This window comes from Desulfamplus magnetovallimortis (genome assembly GCF_900170035.1).
GTDB lineage: Bacteria > Desulfobacterota > Desulfobacteria > Desulfobacterales > Desulfobacteraceae > Desulfamplus > Desulfamplus magnetovallimortis.
The window spans coordinates 7,783-10,780 of sequence record NZ_LT828567.1 but is presented as its reverse complement, the minus strand read 5'-3'; the positions used below and the strand labels follow the sequence as shown (position 1 = coordinate 10,780).

At 34.9% G+C, this 2,998-nt stretch carries 6 protein-coding genes; 5 read left to right on the top strand and 1 reads right to left on the bottom strand.

The window, feature by feature from the left end; translation table 11 throughout:
- The 3 genes from MTBBW1_RS25655 to MTBBW1_RS25645 form a co-directional block, all read left to right on the top strand.
- On the top strand, window positions 1-415 hold a 415-nt coding region (locus MTBBW1_RS25655; protein WP_222424181.1), incomplete at its 5' end, for a hypothetical protein.
- 24 nt (window positions 416-439) lie between these two features.
- Complete coding sequence (locus tag MTBBW1_RS25650; RefSeq protein ID WP_245809565.1) at window positions 440-826, top strand: single-stranded DNA-binding protein; 387 nt, start codon at window positions 440-442, stop codon at window positions 824-826.
- Between the two features lie 36 nt (window positions 827-862).
- Entirely contained in the window at window positions 863-1,171 is a 309-nt protein-coding gene (locus MTBBW1_RS25645; protein ID WP_080809398.1) for a hypothetical protein, read from the top strand.
- A gap of 275 nt (window positions 1,172-1,446) precedes the next feature.
- Here the strand turns inward: MTBBW1_RS25645 and MTBBW1_RS25640 are convergent, their stop codons facing one another.
- Window positions 1,447-1,839, bottom strand: coding sequence for a lysozyme inhibitor LprI family protein (locus MTBBW1_RS25640; RefSeq protein ID WP_080809395.1), 393 nt, complete (start codon window positions 1,837-1,839; stop codon window positions 1,447-1,449).
- A gap of 390 nt (window positions 1,840-2,229) precedes the next feature.
- Between MTBBW1_RS25640 and vapB the strand changes: the two genes are divergently transcribed.
- Together vapB and MTBBW1_RS25630 are read left to right on the top strand one after the other, a co-directional pair.
- Entirely contained in the window at window positions 2,230-2,463 is a 234-nt protein-coding gene (gene vapB / locus MTBBW1_RS25635) for a type II toxin-antitoxin system VapB family antitoxin (protein WP_080809391.1), read from the top strand.
- Entirely contained in the window at window positions 2,456-2,878 is a 423-nt protein-coding gene (locus MTBBW1_RS25630; RefSeq protein ID WP_222424180.1) for a type II toxin-antitoxin system VapC family toxin, read from the top strand. The genes vapB and MTBBW1_RS25630 overlap by 8 nt, the downstream gene beginning before the upstream one ends.
- The last annotated feature ends 120 nt before the right edge of the window (window positions 2,879-2,998 follow it).

Below are 2,998 nucleotides of genomic sequence, written 5' to 3'. Positions count from 1 at the left end.
CTATATTGATCAGCTTATAAAGATGGAATCCGACTTTTGGTTCAATCATGTTGAAGCTGAAGTCATGCCTGATATAGATGGCTCACAAGCTTCAAGTTACCTGTTGAAAAGGATGTTCCCTCAAAGCCTGCCACAAACAAGTATCACTCTGAATAATGACGCAAATACCATTATAAGCAGTTATCTTGAGTACTCTGAACTTGAAGATAAATATGCTGAATTAAAGGAAGAATGCACAAATAAATTAAAAATGATGCTTGGTGATAACGAGAAAGGAGCTGCTGATAATTATGTTGTAAACTGGAAAACTATAAACTCAAACCGCTTTAATTCCAAATTATTCCAGAAAGATCATCCTGAGCTTTTCAAAAAATATTCCAAAAAGAGTTCCTACCGCAGGTTCAGCATTAAATAATTTATACCATAAGGATGAACAGCCATGAATATCTGCATTATAACAGGACATTTAGGAGCAGACCCTGAAAGTACTTATACTCAAAATGAAACCCTTGTAGTCACTTTTTCAATTGCATTTAAAAGCACAAAAGACAAAACAAGCTGGATCAAAACCGTATGTTTCAAAAAAACAGCAGAGCTTGCAGAAAGATATCTGCATAAAGGTGCTAAAGTAGCTGTTACAGGACTACTTGATCAGGACAAGTGGACAACAGAGCATGGTGAAAACAGAACCATGATCAAGCTTATTGCCAACAATCTTGAATTTCTCAAAACAGATGGCAGAGGTTTTCAAAATGAAACCAGCAGTGACAATGAACCAAACACTAATGAATTAAACAGTAATGAAGATGATGATATTCCGTTCTAAAAATTAGAGACAATCAATTGAAAACAGGAGATAAATATGAAATATCAATATTTTGATTCAATCTGGTGTGACAATGAATTTTATGAAGTTCCGTTCGACAGGATAGGGATATGCACAACACCCCAAACAGAAGCCCTTGTTTCGGATGTTCAGGCATATATTAAAGCCCATGAGTGGGTTGATGACGTGACATTACATTTTCATTATTTTGATCTGCTGAAAGGAGATGATCTGACAGATGAATTTCCTTTAATTGAATCTTCCCATCTTGTAATTAACGCCTATGGTTACAGCCTCAGACTTTATATTGATGAAAATAGATCGATCCTGGTAGAAGCGTATTGATGCTCAAATATCGAAAATTCCATAAATAAATAGAAAAACCCTTTTGTTATTAAAAACAGAAGGGTTTTTTTGAAGCTAAATAACACGAAAAAAGGAGATAACATGAACAATATCTCAAAAATTAAGCATAACTTTGAGGTTGTAACTATTTTGTGTTTTATTACAGAGAAATAATTTACATACTGTATATTCCTACTCCAACTGCGCTGTTATAGCAACAGATTATCAATTAATGATTTTAGATCATTTTTAAATATTATTGACTTTTAAAACCACTACTCATCAATAAAATTCTCCAGTTCTTCTGCTCTGGATGCCGTGGTAGTCATAAAACAATCTCTTCCGGATAACGATGCCGCTGTTCCACCATCCGGGTCAAAATAAAAATTACAATTTGCATCACGGTACTTAATCCAAGCCCTCTGTGCATCCTTAAGTTCCTTTTGACGCTCAGGTGTAAGCTGTGACATGACTTTTTTATAAGCCTTGTTTAAACGGGCATCTTGCAGGGTATGCTCTTGATTAATACAATCAAGCATAGCAGCAGTAACCCCTCCAGAATCATCTATACACTTTGAAAACTGACTACTTAATTTAACATCAGACAATGCGATGTTAGAAAAACATAACACATAAACAGTGACTGAAACAACGATTCTTGGTATCATATGACAATATATCCTTATTTTATATGTTAAATTAAATCGTAAAATGCATCTTCATTCAACAGAACATGCAAAGTATCCAGTTTAACGAAGTCTCCAGTGTAAAAAAAAGGGGCTCAAAATTAAAAATATTTTTAATTCCACTGCGATCTAATAAAAACTTGCTAAATTTTAGATAAAAGTTGACGAGTTTTAAATCTAATCTATACATCAGATATTTTTGAAAAAATCCAATCTTTGGGAACTAAAGACTATGGATATCTATACCTGAGTTTGTGTAGATGTTCGGCAACATCATTATTACTAATTTTACAGCCAATAAAACATATGCTTGACATATGCTATATATCCTTTATACTTAACATATGATTAACATATTCTAAGAGGTGATTGATGAAAACTGTTTCAATATTCAAAAATGGAAAAAATCAAGCTGTTCGTTTGCCTAAAGAAATGGAATTCCAAAATATCCATGAACTTGCAATCACCAAAGATGGGGACATAATCACTTTGCGTCCTGTTCGCCCCGATTGGCTATCTTTTTCGAAAATAAAAAAGGCCGATAAAGACTTTATGATTAAACGTGAAGATGTGTTGGTAGATGAAGGACGCTTTAATTTTGAATAACAAAGTCAACTACATGCTTGATACCTGTATTTGTTCTTTCATAATGAGAGAGAATCCAGTCTCTGTGCTTGAAAAACTGCAATCAGTAGTCAACGAGCAACATCGAGTTGTCATCTCAGCTATCACATATCAAGAAATGCAATTCGGACTCATTGGCAAAAAAGCTAAGCCTAAACACGCAGTCTTAGTTTCTGAATTCCTCAAGCGTATTGATGAAATTTTGCCTTGGGATAAAGAAGCTGTTGATGCAACCACTGAGGTTAAACGACAGCTCATGACTAAAGGAACGCCCATTGGCAGCAACGACACTGCTATCGCTGGTCATGCGATAGCTACAAATTGCTTGTTGGTAACAAACAATACCCGAGAGTTTTCAAGAGTTGACGGGCTCAAATATGAAGATTGGGTTAATTAGCTTATAGTGTTCCGTCAAGTTTTAATTGTCGGGTAGAACGCCGTTTGAAAATAGGCCATCTCAAGTGATAATCATAAAACCTCACCCGACAACTAAACCTTGAAGGAACACTAGTCTTGT